Raw genomic sequence first — 16,843 nt, 5'->3', positions numbered from 1 at the left:
CACCCCTCTGTGACTGCATTTCCCGAATCCGTCGAGATCATTCGCACCGCCGCCCTGGCCGCGGACGAGAAGAAGGCCGAGAACATTGTGGCCTTCGACGTCAGCGACGCCCTGGCCATCACCGACGCCTTCATGGTCGCGTCCGCCCCGAATGAGCGGCAGGTCGCCGCGGTGGTCGACGCCATCGAGGACAAGCTCATCCAGGAGCACAAGGTCAAGCCACTGCGCCGCGAAGGTCGCGGCGAGGGCCGCTGGGTACTGCTCGACTTCGGCGACATCGTGATCCACGTGCTCCACGACGAGGACCGTGCGTTTTACGCCTTGGAACGTCTCTGGGGGGACAGCCCCAAGATCTCGCTGAACCTTCCCGAGCAGGTCTCCACCTCGAACGGCGACGCCGCTCCGGGCGCCTCGCACGCCGAATAACGGCCCGGTATCCGGGCGGCCCGATGCGGCACACCCGATTTGCACGGCGGGTGAACGACTGTCTAGGATAAATGCGTTGCCCACGAGGAATGCCACGGAAAGCACACGGACAACCGGCATCGGTTGGTTGTATGGACTGTGGTAAAGTCTTCGAGGTAAAGCACGGGGCTATGGCGCAGCTGGTAGCGCACCTGCATGGCATGCAGGGGGTCAGGGGTTCGAGTCCCCTTAGCTCCACATCGTGATTTCTGAGGAGATCAGTAACAACCCGGACCACTTTTGGGGTCCGGGTTTTTTGTTGTCCGAGGGGTTGGTAGTTGCGGGCGTTTTCGATGCATGAACCGTCCTGGGTTTCGTTCTGGTCCGTTATCGAGAGGATCGGACACCTGCCCCCAAAGTATTCCGAGTCGTTTCGTGCCCGTGTGGAACGCCTGGTGGTTGATCGGCTTGAACACGAGATACTCCTAGTCGGTACGCCGTGATCAGGAAGACTGTCCCGAGGTTGAACATTGCGGTGGATTGGCGCTGACATCGACTCGGAACATCACGCGGTCGTTGAACGCGGTCTCGCGAAACATGCTCCCTTTCACCGCTCGCGCAACAGTGTTGCCGATGCGTTGCTGATCGAGTTGTACGCGACTGCCATTGCAAATGTCGATCTTGCGCAACAGCCCTATGCATTCGTCACGTCCAACAGCGAAGACTTCTCGTTACCGAATGGAGACAAGCGTGAGAAGTAACTTTTCGATCGCATTTGGTACCACTGTTCGCTGCCCTCGAACAGCACATGTATAGCCCTGCCCACCGCCCCTCATCATGAGCGCAGGTCGGTTGCTTCCTCGTGGTGTCCCACCGGTTCAGCGCGGCGACGGGATTGGTTAATTTTCGGGGCGCCGTGGGCGGCTGTGGTGCTCGCCCCGGGGCTGAGGTCAAGGCGGCGCAGAAGCTGGGCGTTGGCCGCGACCACAATGGTGGAGACCGACATGAGGATTGCACCGATCTCCATGGGCAGGACGAACCCAATGCCGGCCAGGACCCCGGCGGCCAGGGGAACAGCGGCGATGTTGTATCCCGCGGCCCACCACAGATTTTGCTTCATCTTGCGGTACCCGGCCCGCGACAGCTGGATCACCGAAAGCACCGAGCGGGGGTCATCGGAGGCCAGGATGACACCGGCGGAAGCGATGGCGACGTCGGTGCCGGCGCCGATAGCGATGCCCACATCCGCCTGGGCCAGGGCGGGCGCGTCGTTGACGCCGTCGCCGACCATGGCCACGGTGCGGCCATCGCGCTGCAGCTGAAGGACCTTTTCGCTCTTGTGCTCCGGGCGGACCTGAGCGAAGACCTGGTCGATGCCCAGTTCGACGGCCACGGACCGAGCGACGGGTTCGGCGTCACCGGTGATCATCACTACCCGGATACCGAGCGCGTGCAACGCGTCGACGGCTTCGCGGGACTCCTGACGGATCTCGTCAGCTAGCGCCACGGCCCCGGCGATCTGGCCGTCGATGAGCACGTGGAGCACGGTGGCGCCGGTTTCGGCCCACGGCTGTGCGGCGGGCAGGGGCTGGTGACCGTTCTCGGTGAGCAGGGCAGGTCCGCCCACGGCGATCCGCCGGCCGGTGACGGTCGCGGAGACCCCGACGGCGGTGGAGGCACGGAAGTTCGAGGCACGAGGCACCCGTAGGTCTCGGTGCCTGGCGGCGGCCACGATGGCGCGGGCCAGGGGGTGTTCGCTGTCGGACTCCGCGGCCGCGGCCAGGGCGAGCAGCTCGGTCTCGGAGTAGTCCGCGGTGGTGGTGATCTCGGTAAGCGCCGGTTCGCCTTTGGTCAGGGTGCCGGTCTTGTCGAACAGCACGGTGTCGACGGTGCGCATGCGTTCCAGTGCTCCGCGGTCTTTGACCAGAACGCCGCCGCGGGCGGCCCTCTCGGTGGAGATGGAGACCACCAGCGGGATGGCCAGGCCCAGGGCGTGGGGGCAGGCAATGACCAGGACGGTGATAGCCCGGACAATGGCGAAATCGGGGGTGCTGATGATAAACCACACGGTCACGGTGATGATCGCGGCGATCAAGGCGTACCAAAACAGCCATCCCGCTGCTTTATCGGCCAGCAGCTGGGCGCGGGTGGCAGAGGATTGGGCGTCGGCGACCAGACGCCGGATACCGGCCAGAGCGGTGTCCTCGCCGATGGCGGAGACTCGGACCCGTAGGGCATTATCGGTGGCCACGGTGCCGGCTACGACGTCGTCTCCCGCGGTGCGGGACACCGCCTTGGACTCCCCGGTGATCATGGACTCATCCACGTCGGCGGTGCCGTCGATGACCTGACCATCGGCGGGGATGCGCCCGCCGGGGCGGACGATGACGATGTCACCGACTCCCAACTCCGCCACGGGGACCGTGATCACCTGATCGCCGTCGATTTTCTCGGCCTCGTCGGGCAACAGGGCGGCCAGGGAGTCCAGTGCGGAGGAGGTCTGAGCCAAAGAGCGCATCTCCAGCCAGTGGCCCAGCAGCATGATCACCACCAGCAGGGCCAGCTCCCACCAGAAGTCCAGCTCATGGGAAATCAAACCCAGGCTCGCGCCCCAGGAAGCGACGAAGGCCACGGTGATCGCCATGCCGATCAGCAGCATCATTCCCGGCTTGCGGGATTTGATCTCACTGACCGCGCCGGTCAGGAACGGCCGCCCTCCCCAGACGTAGATCACCGTACCCAACACCGGAGCCACCCACCCCAGGCCAGGAATGTTCGGCAGAGTGTAACCGACCAGGTCGGCGAACATGCCGCTGAGCAGCACGGTGGGCACCGCCAGGACCAGCATGATCCAGAACAAACGCCGGAAGCTCGCCACGTGGTCCCCGTGGCCGCCGTGGCCGCCGGCTGCGTTGTGCTCGGAGTGAATGATGTGACCGTTGTGCTGGGCGTGTTCGCCGTGTTCGTGTGAGTCGTGAGCGGCGGCCTTGTGCAGGGTGTTCTGGTCGGGGCGTTCGCCCGTATCAATATGTTCTTCGGGACGGCCGGCGCCACCGAAATCGCGGTTGTTCGGCTCGGTCATATCAGGTGCTCCTGTCGTGCGTGGATCGTTCGGTCGTCAGCTCGCGTACTGTGCTGGTGCGGCGTCCCCAGGGATCCGCACTCGTCGCAGCAGAGGCAGTAGCGCTCGCTGTTGTAATCCCGCCGCCGGTCTCTGTGGACCGGATTTTAGTCTTGGGGGATCACGGTGATCTTCCCGGCGGCGTGCCCGGTCTCCACGGCGGCGATCGCCTGACCTGTTTCATTGAGGTCGAACTGGGCGCGCACGTGGGGGTCGACCAGTCCGTACTGGATCACGTCGGTGATCTTCCCCATGGCCTCACTTGTGCGTTCCAGGGCCCGGCCGCCCAGCTCGACTGCGGTCTCTGGATCGGCTGCGGAGATGATCCGGGTTCGGTCGTGCACCAAGCCCGCGACGGCGCGCAGCGGGTCGCCGCCCACGAGGTCGACGATCAGGTCGGGCCCGTCGGGGATGGTCTGCCGCACCCGGTCGCTCACGCCCGGACCGGATTCGATGAACACGGCACCGGTGGATTCGACCAGTTCCCGCTTGGTTGCGCTGGCCACGCCGATGACGGTGAACGCGTGTACGCGACCGATCTGTGCGGCCATCAGTCCCACTCCGCCGCCGGCTCCGAGCAGCAGCAGGGTCTGGCCCGGTTCGAGTTCGATCTGGTGGGTGGCGTCATAGGCGGTGGCCGCGGCCACCGGGATGGTGGCGGCGTCGGTGAATGAGATCTCCTCGGGCTTGGCCACAGTCGTGGAGGCGCGCAGCAGCGTGTGCTCGGCCATCCCTCCCTGCCCGGGTGCCACCAGACCGAGCACCTCGTCGCCCACGGCGAAGTCCTCAACTCCGTCGCCGACTTGAGTGACCACGCCGGCGGCTTCGCGTCCCATCGGCGCCGGCAGGCTCCAGTGACGCCCCAGGTGGCCTTCCCGGATCTTCCAGTCCGCCGGGTTCACGCCGGCGGCCCGTACTTCGATGGCCACCTCCCCGGGCCCGGGCATGGGAGCGGGTCGGTCGATCAGCTGCTGGTTCTCGGGCCCGCCGTAGTCGGTGAACACATAAACCTTGGACATGAATGGGTCTCCTTCGGATCTGGGCTGGGTGGGGGCTTCGGTGTCCCGCACGAGTTTCGTCGGGACGGTGGGTGTCAGGGTCGGGGTTCGTCCTCACCGGCCGCTTCGGCGGCGTCAGCCTCCTCCCGGGTGGCAAATGCGGCGCCGGCAGCGTGTTCGGGTGGGCTGTAGATGGTGTACAGCACCAGCGGCTGGTCCCCGGTATTGCGGAAGTTGTGCTGGGCACCGGCCGGTACCGCGCACTGGTCACCGGCATCAATGGGGTGCGTGTGGCCGTTGAGGTCGGCTTCTCCGGTTCCGGAGACGAAGGTCAGGATCTGGTCGGTGTGTTCGTGGGCCTCGTCCCCGATCTCACCGCCGGGCGGAATGGTCATGACCACGATCTGGGCGTGCGCACCGGTCCACAGCACCTTCCTGAAGTCGGGGTTGTTCCTGGCCACGTCCGCAATGGTGAAGTGCTCAAGGTTGTCTCCAAGGGTGAAGTTGTTTCCGCTCATGATTGATCTCCTCTAGTTCATGTATTGGTTTGGATTGTTGAGGCCTTTGAACTGCCCGGTGCGCCAGGTGCCGCGGGCCCGCTGTCACGCGGGTGAGATCAGGCGGATACCTGCTCGGCTGCCTGCGGGGTGGTCCGCGCGCTCTTCGACATGGTCGTGGAGCCTGCGGTGTTGCGCAGCAGTCGCATCGCGTTGGCAATGACCACCAGTACGGAGGCTTCGTGGACGAGCATGCCGATCGACATGGTCACCCCGCCGGCGAAGACGCCGGCCAGCAGCAACACCACCGTGATCAGGGCGATCGCGATGTTCTGCCGCATCACCGACACGGTCCGCTTGGCCAGACCGATGGCCTCGGGCAGCTTGAGGAGGTTGTCACCCATCAGGGCGATGTCCGCGGTCTCCACGGCCACGGCCGAGCCCGCAGCGCCCATTGCCACGCCGATGTTCGCGGTGGCCAGGGCCGGGGCGTCGTTGACACCGTCACCGACCATCGCGATCGTGTGGCCCTGACGCTGGAGTTGGGTGACCGCGTCCAGCTTGTCCTCGGGCAGCAGGGAGGCGTGGATCTCGTCGATCCCGGTGGCTTTCCCGATGGCCTCGGCCACCAGCCGGGTGTCCCCGGTGAGCATGACCACTTTCTCGACGCCGGCCCGGTGCAGGCGGGCGACCATCTCGGGTGCATCCTGGCGGATCTGATCGGCGACGGCGACGACGCCGATCACCGTCTGGTCGACCGCGACGATCATGGGCGTTTTGCCCTCGGTGGCCAGCTGCTGAGCTGTCCGGGCCGCTTCGGCGGCGGCTTCGACAATGCCGTACTGCTCCAGCAGCGGTGGGTTGCCGATCAGCACCACACGACCATCGACCTCAGACACGATGCCCTTGCCGGGGACCGGGGTGACGGCGCCGGGGACGCCCTGCGCGCCGACTCCCTCGGCGTGGGCCGTCTCCAGGATGGGACGGGCCAGCGGGTGCTCAGAACCGGCCTCGGCGGCTGCCGCCCAGCGCAGCACCTCCGTCCGCCCCAGCACGGGGTCCAGGACGACCACATCGGTCAGCCGGGGCCGGCCCTCGGTGAGCGTACCGGTCTTGTCCACGGCAACCGCGGAAATCTTCGCCGAGGTCTCCAGGAACTCCCCGCCCTTGATGAGGATGCCGTTGCGGGCGGCGCGCCCAATGCCGGCCACGATCGCGACCGGAATGGAGATCACCAGGGCGCCAGGGCAGCCGATGACCAGCAAGGTCAAGGCCAGGACCACGTCACCGGAGATCAGCCCGGCCACCAGCGCCAGCACCATCACGGCCGGTGTGTACCAGCGGGAGAAACGGTCGATAAATGCCTGAGTCCTCGCCTTAGCGTCCTGGGCCTCCTCCACCCGGTGGATGATGCGGGCCAAGGTGGTGTCCGCGCCGATGCCGGTGGCCAACACCTGCAGGAAACCGCCCCGGGAGACGGTCCCCGCGAAAACCTGACTGCCCTTGGTCTTCTCCACCGGGATCGACTCGCCGGTGATGGAGGCCTCATCGAGGGCCCCGGTTCCGGACACGACCTGGCCATCCACGGGCACTTTCGCACCGTTCTTGACCAGCACGATCTCGCCCATTCTCACCTGCGCGGCAGGGATCTCCTGTTGCTCACCCTCGCGCACCACGATCGCGGAGTCCGGGGCGACGGCGACGAGTTCGGCCAGCGCCGAGCGTGTCTTGTTCAAGGTCGCAGCTTCCAGCGCGTGGCCGATCGCGAACAGGAACGTGACCGCTGCGGCCTCCCAGAAGTTACCAATGATGACCGCGCCGATCGCGGCGACCGACACGAGCAAGTCAATGCCGATAACCCTGGCGATCACCGCACGAACAGCCTTCACCACGATCCCGTAGCCGGCCACCACGGCGGCAGCCAACATGAAAACGTCTCCGAGGACGAATGCCCCGCCGGTGTGGGTGGCGTGGGCGCCGGCGTCGACCCACCACTGGGGGCCGACGGCGATGTTGGCCACCCCTCCGCCCAGCCACTGGATGGCGAACGAGATGATGATGAACACACCGGACACGACGGGAACCGACCAGTTCCCGTACACCCATTTCTGGAGCTTGTTCACTTTCGGGTACGACCTTTCGGCGTTGTGTGCCGGCGAACCGACAGAGTGGGTGGGACAGGGCCGCGGCTTTGTTTGATTCTTTAGAACGCCGAGGGGGTGGCCGTGTAGCCGGCCTTGCCAACAGCGGCGACGAGATCGTCAACGGAGACGCGTTCAGGGTCGTGGTCGATTTCAATGCGCGCGGAGGCGAAGTGGACCAACACGTTCTCGACGCCCTTGAGGCGGCCGACCTGCTTCTCGATCTTGGCCACACAGGACGGGCACGAGAACCCCTGTGCGCGCAGAACAGTGCGTGTGGTGGTGGAGGCGTTCATGGCGTTTTTCCTTTCGTTGTGATGTTCTCTATGAACAACCTTCACGATAGATTCGTGTCGTTCGGAACTCCTTGACGCGGATCAAGTACGGGCTGCGGTGCCGTTAGCGCCGGTTCCGATAGGCTCGTACCATGCCCGAGGCTGATTTGTGTGTCACTCGCGTCCCGATTTTCCAGGGACTCACCCACGACCAACAGCTACACGTCGCGCAGTTCGTCCGCCCTCAGCGCGTCGAGAAGGGCGAGGTGGTCTACGGGCCTGGCGAGTCGATGTCTCGTCTACTCGTGGTGCATAGCGGGCAGCTCAAGGTCAGCCACATGGCCGCTAACGGCCAAGAACAAATCCTGCGCACTGTGACTCACGGTGATGTCGTGGGAGAACGGGCGTTACTGACTGGCCACCGCCCGACCGAGTTCGTCGTCGCGCTCGACGACAGCCACATGTGCGTCTTCGACCACGGGGACCTTGCCACTCTGCTGCGCGACTATCCCGATATCAGTCAGCGCATGATGCGGACTTTGTCCGACCGGCTCTCATCCGTCGAACGGCTACTGGCCGCGGTCACCTCCAACGACGTGAGCGCCCGTGTCGCGGCCTACCTACTCGATCTACCCGGCAGCATGCAAGGGGGAGTGCTCGCCGTGAGGTTGCCGATGCCAAAGCGGGAGATCGCCGCCTACTTGGGCACCACACCCGAGACTCTGAGCCGCCGGCTCGCCGCGCTCTCCGCGGCGAGTGTCATCGAATTGCACGGGCGCCGTGACGTTACGATCCTCGACGTCGATGCACTCGAGCGCGCAGCCACACCCCGATAGCGCGCAACCACCCTCGCAGGCCTTAGCGGCAGCCCGCTCCCGACCCGGGATCAGGGTCGGAGGCGTAGCTTCGGTGACTAACGGGGGATGAGCCGCGCCCCGTTCACGCAGCGCACCCTGATCCCGATAGAATCAGCCCATGCCGACCCGTCAATCGGGGGACGGCTCCCTTTCTGTCATATCCCGTGTTGCGCTGGGCGCAGCCTTGTTGTTGGCGCTGGGGACTGTACTTTCCCCCCTCCTGTTCTCCTTCGACCCGGACGAGGAAACCAGCGCCGTCAGCTGCACGACCTACGGTCTTGCGGCCGATGATCCACGCGCCGAACCCACACAGATCATCGACGCGAGCTTCCGGGCCGGCACGACCTACTCCGCCGCGGGCGAGCTCGGGGAGATGGCGCAGACCTTCACTCACAACGGTCTCACGGGGCAGTATCACGTGATTGACGGAGGCGTGGACACGAATAAGCCTGTCGGGCTGGTGATGCACCTGCATGGCGACGGCGCCCGGGAATACCACGATCCCAGTGGCCGAGTAACGTGCCTGGCCGCCGTGGCTGCATCCCACAACGCATTGCTCGTGGTGCCCCGCAGCCCCGACAAGACCGGAGCCCCCACCTGGTGGGAAGACCTCAAAGGCAACCGCGACTGGCTGACGTCCCTGGTGAACGACCGAATCCTGCAGGATTACCCCGTGGACCGCAACCGCATCACCTGGATGGGGTACTCCGGCGGCGCCGAGATGCTCAGCTACGGAATTCTCGCCGGACCCCGGCAGCTGGTGACCGGGGGAGCAGCGCTGGTCGGAGGCGGAGGAGCCCCCCAGGGCCTCACCACGGACCCCACCGAGTCCCAGCTGGAGACCATGCCCCTGTGGTGGGTCACGGGCACGGAGGACGACGGCTCCACCACATCGGCCCCGTTCGATGCGGTGAGTGCCGCCGAGTCCGGCGCGGCATTCTACGACGACCAAGGCTTTGAACGAGTCGATCTTCAGCTGCTGACCGGTCGCAACCACTACAACATGCCGGACGCGCGTATTCTCGATGACCTGATGAAAACGGTCGAGCAAGACCGCTGAGAACCGCGTGCTCTACCCGGGTGGCGGATTCACAGACCCGGTGGGGGATTAATTCGCGCCCGGTTCGCGCAATGCCGCGTGCAGTAGCTCGGACTGGTCAAAGAGTGCGTGGTGCCCGCCGTGCAGTCGAAGCACCTGCGCCGGGCCCGTGGTGAACGTACTCCAGGACTCCACCGCACTCGGTGGGGCCGTCGTGTCGCCGTCCGCTGCCACCACCAACAGCGCAGTGCTCAGCTGGGCCGGTTCCCCCTGGTAGTTCATGGAGGCGGTCAGGTCCGCGCGCAGCGGGTCGAGCACCATGGCGCGCATTCCCGGGTCTTCCAAGAGCTCGGCGGGAGTGCCACCCAGGCCCACGAGCCACTCAACCAGCGCGTGATCGTCATGCAGCGCGGCCGCCAACTCGGGGCTCGGGTCCGGCGGCGGTACTTTGGCGGACACCACAAGACGCCGGACACGACCCGGGCGTTCGCGCTCCATGCGGGTCACGAATTCGGCGGCGAGCAGTGCGCCGAAGGAATGCCCCAGCACATCGGTGGGTAGTTCATCGGAATCGAGAACCGGTAGCAATGCCGCGGTGGCCTCGTCCACCACATCCCCCACGGATGCCGCGGCCGGTTCGGCCATGCGCGCTTCCCGACCGGGGCGGCGGTGGGCGAGAATCTCGACGTCGTGGGCGGCCAGCGAGCGCCCCGTCAACCCGCCGGCACCGGCGTGGGGAAAGAACACGAGACGGCGCTGCGGGACCCCCTGGGGCGTCACCCAGCGGGCAAGAACGTTATCGGTAGCCATGGTGGGCACGCTAGCACCGTGCGGCGGGAAGCACACCGGGTAGGTCGGGGCGGGCCGTCAATGACGCGTATGCGTGGGTCAGTAGTCCGCTCAGGCCACCGCCCTGCATGGCTCGGCGCTGGCGCTCGGCGCCGGTGCCGTGCGAGAGCACGCGCTCCAGGCCGTGCTGCACCACTGACCGGTCCTCGGCACCTTCGAAGTACGGCTGGAGTCGCTCGAGAGTTTCATGCAGAAGATCCGCCGCGGGCTTCTGTGTTCCCGTGGCGGGGTCCATGAGGGAACCCGACAGGCCGAATTTCGCCGATTGCCACGTAGCAACCTCTAACAGTTCGGGCGGTATCCGGGTGAGGACCGGAGTGTCGAGGGCCATTCGCACCAACGCCCTGATGAGCAGGGCAATGACCACGGCGTCCCCGGCTTCGAGCTGAACGTCGCACGCTCGGATTTCCAGGGTGCCGTGGGCGAAAGAAATACGGGTGAGCCAGGCCAGGGTGCTGGGGCTCTCGACCACGTCGAAACGCAGGAGGGCATCCAGCCGGGCCCGGTAATCGGCCAGGCTGTCGAACTGCGGGGGGATGCCGTTGGCCAGCCACCGGCGGTAGTGAATGGAACGCCACGAGGCGAATCCACTATCGGAGCCACGCCAGATGGGCGAGTTGGCGCCCAAGGCCACCACGAGCGGCAGCCACGGGCGCAAGCCGTTGAGCGCTTGCACGCCGTCGTGGAGAGTGTCCAACCCAATGTGCACATGCATGCCGTTGAGGTACTGGTCCGCCGCGATGGCTGGTGACATGCCCGCCAACCGGTGGTAGCGATCGCCGGGGGTGATCTGGGCGGCTGCCACGGCAATGTCGGGTGCGGCACCCGTCGCCGCGGCGTCGAAGCCCATGGACCCGGCCACGGCGGCGAGTTCGCGCCGAAAGCTCACCAGTGATTCGAGCGCCATGGCGGCGTCACTGAACACGGGGGAGGTGTGCTCGAGTTGGCAGGTGAGCCATTCTGGCGTGGCCTTGCCGCCGCCGGCAGCAATGGCGAGCAGGGTTTCGGCCTGCTGCGGGGCGGGTGTCGCGGGCAGCTGCGTGCCGCGGTCCATGAGGAGGAATTCCTCTTCGATACCGAAAGTGGTCACGATACGTAGCCCCACAATCTCCCGATAGCGGGCTCAATAACGGATGAAGGATCGGTCCGCAGTCTAACGTCCGGTCGTCAATCCACCGGTGGAATTCGGTTCTCGGTGGCGGGATGGGATTGCTGGGCTCTTGTATGTACAACCAATCGGTTGTAAATTGACATTATGAGCCAGATCACAGAGGAGCGCACCGACAGGTTGTTCCATGCGCTTGCGGACCGCACGCGGCGTGACATCCTCCGCCGTGTGCTCTCCGAGGGGCAGTCGATTTCGGCTCTGGCCGCGAACTACAACATGTCGTTCGCGGCAGTACAGAAACACGTTGCCGTTCTGGAGCGCTCCGGGTTGCTGATCAAACAGCGCCGGGGTCGCGAACAGCACGCACGCGGTGACGTGCAGGCCGTACGATCCGTGGCAGCACTGCTCGACGAGTTCGAGCAGGTGTGGCGAGACCGCATCGACCGCATCGACGAACTATTGAAGGACAGTTGAGATGCCAGTTATCGAGGTCACCAAAGACGTAGACGCTTATTCGATCACGATCGTCGCGGAATTCTCCGCAACGGTGGAACGGTTGTGGGAGCTGTACGCGGATCCCCGCCAGCTCGAAAAAGTGTTCGGACCACCCACCTACCCGGCCACGTTCGTGGAACACGAACTGACGGAAGGCAGCACCACCAAGTACTTCATGACGAGCCCCGAGGGGGAGAAGTACCCGGGTCTGTGGCGGATCACGGGGGTGGATCGGCCGAACGGGTTCACGTTCGAGGATTTTTTCGCGACAGAGAATTTTGAACCGGCCGAGGGCCTGCCCGCGTCCGAGTGCAGCTACTTATTCGAATCGACAGGAGAAGGTGTCCGCGCCACGTACGTGTCGGTGTTCGCCTCCGCCGGGGCCTTGCAGGAGGTCCTCGACATGGGTATGGAGGAGGGAGCGACCTCGTCGATCGATCAGATCGACGCATTCCTGACTGCCTGATCACCGGACCGGAAAGGCCTGTACCCCTCATGCGCATCACCCACCAGCTACCCAATGTGTTCACCGCCGTTCGGCTCGTTGCGACCGTTCCCTTGGTTCGGCGCATCCGAAGCGGGCGGACCGGCGTGGGAACCGCGGTGGGTGTTGCCGCGTGGGCCGCTACGGACTGGGTGGACGGCCAGTTAGCTCGCCGGATGCACTGGGAATCCGTGCTCGGCTCGGCGCTTGATCCCCTCGCGGACCGCGCGGGGATTGCCGCCATTGCGTGGAGCCTCGCACGGGCGGGGCAGTTACCTCGGAGCGTTCCCATCACGGTACTCATCGTGGACATCACCACAGCCCTGCTGACGTCCAAGGCCGCCTATCGCGGCCAGCTCCGCGTCTCCTCTGTGGGGAAGGTGCGCAGCGCCATTCTCTTTGTCGCACTGGTGGCGGCGGCAGGTCCGGGGAAGCGAGGCCGGCTGGGGAGGATGCCCCGTGCCCTGGCGGATCTAGGCGCCGGTCTGCACGTGCTCGCCGGCGTGAGGTACATTCGGGCGGCACGTCGGGGCGATACCCAGGAGCGCTGATGCCATTGACTCACTATCACGAGGGGTCATACTTGTAAATAGGGATTCACGGGGGATCTCGTCAGCCCTCTGGAGGGCATCATGACCAAGGCAGCCATCACACTCACCACTGGCCTCGAGGACGCGGAGAAAGTGACGGTGGCTTTCCTGGTCGCCGTCGGTGCCGCAGAATCAGGCCGAGACACACTTATTTTCTTGACCAAAGAAGCGGTCCGCTTGGCCGTCACCGGTTTCGCGAAGGGCACGGCGTGCGAAGGATGCCCACCATTGCCCGACCTCATGGATCGATTCGCCCACGCCGGTGGGCATTACATTGCCTGCGGGATTTGCGTCAAGGCCAAGGGCGTGGATCCGGATGCACTCGTGGACAATGCGAAAGTCGCCGGAACCGTTCAATTGTGGGAATGGATCGGCGATGATTGCACCGCCACGTTCAGTTTCTGAGCGCACTGGTCCAGTGAAGGGCCATCTCGCGATCCGTGGGTGGGTTTGCCCATCGCGGAGCACCTACGCTTGACGCATGGGCGCGTGGAAAACCGGAGCGGGTGTCGTGAGGTTCCCGGACGGGCGGGCCGTGCGCGGGACCGGAGTGCGGCGGCGTCGGCGGGGAATGGAGGCGCCGGAATTCGCGGTCTATTTACTGCGGAAGAACCCCCGCATTCACGCGTGGCCGTATCGCTGGGTCGAGTGGCCGGACTTCCGTGTTCCTGCGCACACCCTTGACGCCGTGGCGGCACTGCGCGAAGCCCATGAACGGGCGGTGTCCGAGCGCGTGGAGATCGCGTGCGGCGGGGGAGTCGGTCGCACGGGAACGGCCATTGCCCTGCTCGCCGTGATGAGCGGGGTGGCCGCCGACGACGCCGTGGCCTGGGTTCGTGCGCACTATCACCCGCGTGCCGTGGAAACTCGCGCTCAGACAGCGTGGCTCAAGCGGACGGCTGAGCTCCTGTAACAAACTGGGCCCATGGGAAATGATGAGGGTCGTCCGGTCCGGTGGAGAGCGCTTCCTCTTCTGGTTCTCATCATGGCCGTGGCGATCGCCGGGTTACTTTCGTCGGACCTGGCCGGCGTCGTGGTGTGTGCTCTCGTGGCCGTGATCGGTGCCGCGCGGAGTCTGTTGCGGCGTGATCCGTGGACCCGCGCGGATGACCTGACCACGTTCAGGCTCGGGCTCATCGTGATCGTCACGGCGTTGTTCCTGGCCGACGAGGGTCCGGGGTTTTCCTGGACCGCCGTCACGCTGGGTGGAACGGCCCTGGCCATGGACGGCCTGGACGGAAAAATTGCGCGTCGCACCGGGAGCACCCGCGCCGGTGCTCTGTACGACGAGACCGTGGACGCGCTGTTCATTCTCATTCTGTCCGTGGGACTCGTTGCCCTGTGGGGGCCGTGGTGTCTGATCCCGGGGCTGATGTATTACGTGTTCCACCTGGTGGCCGCCCTCCGTCCAGCGTGGCGGCAGCGGCTGCCCGCATCCCTGAGCCGCAGGGTGATCGCTGCCGCACAGGGAATCCTTTTGCTCGCCGCGGGCACACCCATTGCGGTGGCCGTGCCGCCGTTCGGGGTGCTCTGTGTCGCGGCCGCGGTGGTGTCGGTGCTGTACTCGTTCGGGCGGGACATCGTGTGGCTGGAAGGTCGCGGCGGCCACTCCGGGGCCTGAACCGGCCCGCGACACAGACGCGACCGCGGGCAATTCCGTGGCCCGTCCGGCGGCGTGCTGACCATAGACTGAAACGCATGCATCAGTCAGAACAGGATTACGCACTCGTGCTCGAGTCTCGGACCGTGCTGCCCACCGACCATGGCGTCTTCACCACGTGCGCCTACACGTTTGGCGACGTCACGCACGTGGCCATGCTGATGGGGGATCCGGCTCGGGCCGAGGCGCCGATCGTGCGGATGCACAGTGAATGTCTCACCGGCGACACCCTCGGTTCACACCGCTGCGATTGCGGGGATCAGCTGGAGGCGGCCCTGCAGGCCATTGCCGCGGAGGGCACGGGGATCCTGTTGTACTTGCGCGGCCATGAGGGCCGTGGAATCGGCTTGGCCGCCAAGCTGCGGGCCTACGCGCTCCAAGATGACGGTATGGACACCGTGGACGCCAACCGGGCGCTGGGTTTGCCGGACGACGCCCGGGATTACACCGCGGCCGCGGAGATGCTCAGGCACCTGGGGGTGCCCATGGTTCGCCTGTTGTCCTCCAACCCGGCCAAGGCTGAAGCTTTGACCAGCCTGGGTATTACGGTGGCGGACCGGGTGGTGCTGCCGGTTCTGGACCGGCCCGAGAACTCCCACTACCTGCAGACCAAGCGCCAGCGCATGCGTCATGACCCGCTGGCCGGCCGAGTCTCAGTGCAGGAAGACACCTTCCCGGTCTACCGGACCCTGGCCGAATACCCGGAGATCGTTGCGCAATTGGCCCAGAGCGCGGACGGTTTCATTGCGGCCCGTGGCGGGGACGCGGAATTTGTCTCCGGCGAGGCCGACCGCACGCACCTGCATCGGTTACGCGCAGCGGTGGACGCGGTGCTGGTGGGGGCCACCACGGTCACCCGGGACGATCCGCAGCTCACGGTACGGGCCGTGCAGGGGGAAAACCCGGTGCGTGTGCTGCTGGATCCGCGAGCCCGGATTCCCGTGTGCAGCCGCGTGCTGCAGTCCCCGGATGCGCGGACCCTGTGGTTGGTCGACGAAGGCGTCGGAGTACCTTCCGGGGTCGGCGCGCACGTGGAGGTGGTGCGGCTTCCCGCGGGGTCCGCAACGACCAGCAACGGGTCCAACGGCGCCCGGGGCGCCTCGGTGGACCCCGCAACGGTCCTGAACGTGGTGCGGGAACACGTGAGCGGTTCCATCCTGGTGGAAGGCGGGGGCAAATCGGTGTCCGCGTTCCTGGCCGCGGGAGTGCTGGATCGACTGTTCCTGACCGTGGCACCGGTGTTGATCGGGGACGGGGTTCCCGGGGTTCGTTTCGAAGGCTCGAACGTCATGGGGGAGGCGCTGCGCGCACCGTTCCGCCGGTACACGTTCGAGGACGATGTCTGCACCGAATTCGTGCTCAGCCAGACCGCCAGAGAGCACGACGCCGCCCAGGTCCACGGGCAATCCGCCGCCCAACCTGCCGGGCACGTGACCATGCAGAACGCGGGTCAGGGCCCCGAGGCCCGGTAGCTGGGTTGGGCCGCGCGCCGTAGGGCTCCCCGGGCCAGGACCGCTGCCCCGGGCAGCGTGGACACGAACGCGAGCAACCCGTAACCGGTGGCCGCGGTGACGGCCTGATCCGCGGCAACGCCCATGGCGGGTGCCAGCGCCCCGACCGAGAATTCTCTGACGCCCCAGCCACCCACTCCCACCGGCACGCTCATCGACGCCAATCCCACGGTCGCGACCGGTGCGTGAACCGGTCCACCCAGGTGGGCCATGGCCAGGAGGAACAACGCTATGAGGGTGAGCACGCTCAGAGCCGAGGTGCTCCACACGATGACCTGGCGGCGCGCGGGTACCCCCCGCAAGCACACGATGGCTGCGGCCAGGAACAACGCGGCGGCAACCGCAGCCACGACCGCCACCGGCCACCGCGCTTCGCCCTGCCCCGCGCTCGCGCCCACGACAAGGGCGGTGGCGATGAACAGGCACGCTGTGGCGCTGAGCCGTTCGGCACCAACGGCCAGCAAAGGAGACCACCACCGGCGCCGCCCCCGGTGGCGGTAGACGGCCACCCGAGCGACGTCCCCGCCCAGACCACCCGGTAGGAGCATGTTGGCGAAGGCCGAGGCGTAGCAGTCACCCCATGCCCTGCGGAAGCTGAGGTGAATCTGCTGCTCGGCGGCCAGCACTTTCCAGCGGACCGCCTGACTCAGCGCGACGATCAGACCGGCGGCCAGTGCGGCGAGCACGGACAGCGGGGAGAATACCCGCCACCCCGCCAGCAGTGCCTGAGTTCCGACGGCGCGTACCGTCAACCCCAGCAGGAGGAGGGTCACCGCGACCAGCACGGTTCGTTGGAGCCAGCGCGTGATCACG

General features: G+C 66.1%; 18 protein-coding genes and 1 tRNA gene. 11 read left to right on the top strand and 8 right to left on the bottom strand.

The features are described from left to right. The first annotated feature begins 9 nt into the window (after window positions 1-9). Both rsfS and ABEA06_RS03955 read left to right on the top strand, forming a co-directional pair. Complete coding sequence (gene rsfS, locus ABEA06_RS03960) at window positions 10-426, top strand: ribosome silencing factor (protein ID WP_345310631.1); 417 nt, start codon at window positions 10-12, stop codon at window positions 424-426. A gap of 164 nt (window positions 427-590) precedes the next feature. After that, window positions 591-663, top strand: a tRNA-Ala gene (locus tag ABEA06_RS03955). Window positions 664-1,240: 577 nt separating this feature from the next. On the opposite strand, the gene ABEA06_RS03950 is transcribed toward ABEA06_RS03955, so the two are convergent. The 5 genes from ABEA06_RS03950 to ABEA06_RS03930 all read right to left on the bottom strand — a co-directional run bounded on the left by ABEA06_RS03950 (window position 1,241) and on the right by ABEA06_RS03930 (window position 7,458). Beyond that, the gene (locus ABEA06_RS03950; protein WP_345310630.1) at window positions 1,241-3,487 is read right to left on the bottom strand and encodes a heavy metal translocating P-type ATPase; all 2,247 of its coding nucleotides are present in this window, start codon (window positions 3,485-3,487) and stop codon (window positions 1,241-1,243) included. Between the two features lie 146 nt (window positions 3,488-3,633). Next, on the bottom strand, window positions 3,634-4,545 hold the full coding sequence (locus ABEA06_RS03945; protein ID WP_345310629.1) for an NADP-dependent oxidoreductase: 912 nt from the start codon (window positions 4,543-4,545) through the stop codon (window positions 3,634-3,636). 74 nt (window positions 4,546-4,619) lie between these two features. After that, window positions 4,620-5,042: a cupin domain-containing protein gene (locus ABEA06_RS03940; protein ID WP_345310628.1), complete on the bottom strand. Its 423-nt coding sequence runs from the start codon at window positions 5,040-5,042 to the stop codon at window positions 4,620-4,622. Window positions 5,043-5,140: 98 nt separating this feature from the next. Continuing rightward, entirely contained in the window at window positions 5,141-7,144 is a 2,004-nt protein-coding gene (locus tag ABEA06_RS03935; protein ID WP_345310627.1) for a heavy metal translocating P-type ATPase, read from the bottom strand. 80 nt (window positions 7,145-7,224) lie between these two features. Further along, window positions 7,225-7,458 (bottom strand): heavy-metal-associated domain-containing protein, encoded by a 234-nt coding sequence (locus ABEA06_RS03930; protein ID WP_303383065.1) that lies wholly within the window; start codon window positions 7,456-7,458, stop codon window positions 7,225-7,227. 131 nt (window positions 7,459-7,589) lie between these two features. Between ABEA06_RS03930 and ABEA06_RS03925 the strand changes: the two genes are divergently transcribed. Together ABEA06_RS03925 and ABEA06_RS03920 are read left to right on the top strand one after the other, a co-directional pair. Then, window positions 7,590-8,273: a Crp/Fnr family transcriptional regulator gene (locus tag ABEA06_RS03925; RefSeq protein ID WP_345310626.1), complete on the top strand. Its 684-nt coding sequence runs from the start codon at window positions 7,590-7,592 to the stop codon at window positions 8,271-8,273. Window positions 8,274-8,412: 139 nt separating this feature from the next. Then, window positions 8,413-9,354, top strand: a complete 942-nt coding sequence (locus ABEA06_RS03920; RefSeq protein WP_345310625.1) for an alpha/beta hydrolase family protein — start codon at window positions 8,413-8,415, stop codon at window positions 9,352-9,354. A 48-nt stretch (window positions 9,355-9,402) separates the two neighbouring features. Here ABEA06_RS03920 and ABEA06_RS03915 read toward each other — a convergent pair whose 3' ends face one another. Both ABEA06_RS03915 and ABEA06_RS03910 read right to left on the bottom strand, forming a co-directional pair. Beyond that, on the bottom strand, window positions 9,403-10,143 hold the full coding sequence (locus tag ABEA06_RS03915) for a thioesterase II family protein (RefSeq protein ID WP_345310624.1): 741 nt from the start codon (window positions 10,141-10,143) through the stop codon (window positions 9,403-9,405). Between the two features lie 10 nt (window positions 10,144-10,153). After that, window positions 10,154-11,272 carry a carboxylate-amine ligase gene (locus tag ABEA06_RS03910; protein WP_345310623.1) on the bottom strand — a complete coding sequence of 373 codons (1,119 nt, stop codon included), beginning with the start codon at window positions 11,270-11,272 and terminating at the stop codon, window positions 10,154-10,156. A 165-nt stretch (window positions 11,273-11,437) separates the two neighbouring features. Here ABEA06_RS03910 and ABEA06_RS03905 point away from each other — a divergent pair, with 165 nt between their 5' ends. From ABEA06_RS03905 to ribA, 7 genes are all read left to right on the top strand, one after another. Beyond that, entirely contained in the window at window positions 11,438-11,764 is a 327-nt protein-coding gene (locus ABEA06_RS03905) for an ArsR/SmtB family transcription factor (RefSeq protein WP_303383173.1), read from the top strand. A 1-nt stretch (window position 11,765) separates the two neighbouring features. Then, on the top strand, window positions 11,766-12,251 hold the full coding sequence (locus tag ABEA06_RS03900; RefSeq protein WP_303383172.1) for an SRPBCC family protein: 486 nt from the start codon (window positions 11,766-11,768) through the stop codon (window positions 12,249-12,251). A gap of 29 nt (window positions 12,252-12,280) precedes the next feature. After that, entirely contained in the window at window positions 12,281-12,820 is a 540-nt protein-coding gene (locus ABEA06_RS03895; protein WP_345310622.1) for a CDP-alcohol phosphatidyltransferase family protein, read from the top strand. Between the two features lie 81 nt (window positions 12,821-12,901). After that, window positions 12,902-13,264 (top strand): DsrE family protein, encoded by a 363-nt coding sequence (locus ABEA06_RS03890; protein ID WP_345310621.1) that lies wholly within the window; start codon window positions 12,902-12,904, stop codon window positions 13,262-13,264. Between the two features lie 76 nt (window positions 13,265-13,340). Beyond that, the gene (locus tag ABEA06_RS03885; protein WP_345310620.1) at window positions 13,341-13,772 is read left to right on the top strand and encodes a protein-tyrosine phosphatase family protein; all 432 of its coding nucleotides are present in this window, start codon (window positions 13,341-13,343) and stop codon (window positions 13,770-13,772) included. Between the two features lie 72 nt (window positions 13,773-13,844). Further along, a complete protein-coding gene (locus ABEA06_RS03880) occupies window positions 13,845-14,480 on the top strand; it encodes a CDP-alcohol phosphatidyltransferase family protein (RefSeq protein WP_345310619.1) in 636 nt (211 codons plus the stop codon). 77 nt (window positions 14,481-14,557) lie between these two features. Further along, window positions 14,558-15,991 (top strand): GTP cyclohydrolase II, encoded by a 1,434-nt coding sequence (gene ribA / locus ABEA06_RS03875; protein ID WP_345310618.1) that lies wholly within the window; start codon window positions 14,558-14,560, stop codon window positions 15,989-15,991. Here the strand turns inward: ribA and ABEA06_RS03870 are convergent. After that, the gene (locus ABEA06_RS03870; protein WP_345310617.1) at window positions 15,970-16,842 is read right to left on the bottom strand and encodes a lysylphosphatidylglycerol synthase domain-containing protein; all 873 of its coding nucleotides are present in this window, start codon (window positions 16,840-16,842) and stop codon (window positions 15,970-15,972) included. The genes ribA and ABEA06_RS03870 overlap by 22 nt on opposite strands. Window position 16,843: the final 1 nt, after the last annotated feature.

The sequence above is a fragment of the Kocuria gwangalliensis genome (assembly GCF_039544365.1).
GTDB classification, from domain to species: Bacteria; Actinomycetota; Actinomycetes; order Actinomycetales; family Micrococcaceae; genus Kocuria; species Kocuria gwangalliensis.
Note: the sequence above shows the minus strand (reverse complement) of the source record. Positions and strands in the feature narration are given on the sequence as shown.